The organism is Roseateles sp. P5_E1 (assembly GCF_054049335.1).
Window position 1 is genome coordinate 1 of sequence record NZ_JBFUMN010000358.1, and the last position, 573, is coordinate 573.

Here is a 573-nt window from a genome sequence, read left to right on the forward strand (position 1 = left end):
GTCCCTGATCCTGACCGCGTTTTTTCGCCATACTTGGGCGCGCTGCGGCAGCTCGCCACGCGCGCCGGCTCGGCGTCGCACCGCCGCACTCCCCACGCCCAACAGACCGCCATGGAACGCATCGAACGCATCCACGCCCTGCATCGCATCCTCAGCGCCGCGCGCTATCCGGTGACCGTGCAACGCCTGCAGGAAGACCTGGAATGCTCACGCGCGACGGTCTACCGCGACCTKGCSTWYCTGCGCGATKMGCTGATGGCGCCGGTGGWSGGCRACGGCGAGGCCGGCTTCCGCTACGACCACAACGACGATGCGCAGCGCTACGAACTGCCGGGACTGTGGCTGAGCTCGGAGGAACTGCACGCGCTGCTCGCCGCGCAGCAATTGCTGGTCCGCAGCGGCGGCGGCGTGCTGTCGAACGCATTGGCGCCGTTGCAGCAGCGCATCGAGAAGCTGCTCGACGAGCACGCCGGCGGCCGCCGCCTGCCGGTCGAGCGCGTGCGCGTCGTGCCGCACCGCACCCGCAAGCTCGACGAAACCGCCTTCCGTGCCGTCGCCACCGCGGTACTGGAC

At 70.2% G+C, this 573-nt stretch carries 1 protein-coding gene; it reads left to right on the forward strand.

Going from position 1 to position 573, the window contains the following annotated elements:
- Positions 1–111 precede the first annotated feature (111 nt).
- The coding region (locus ACXJKJ_RS31510; RefSeq protein ID WP_457395612.1) for a helix-turn-helix transcriptional regulator at positions 112–573 on the forward strand (462 nt) is incomplete at its 3' end.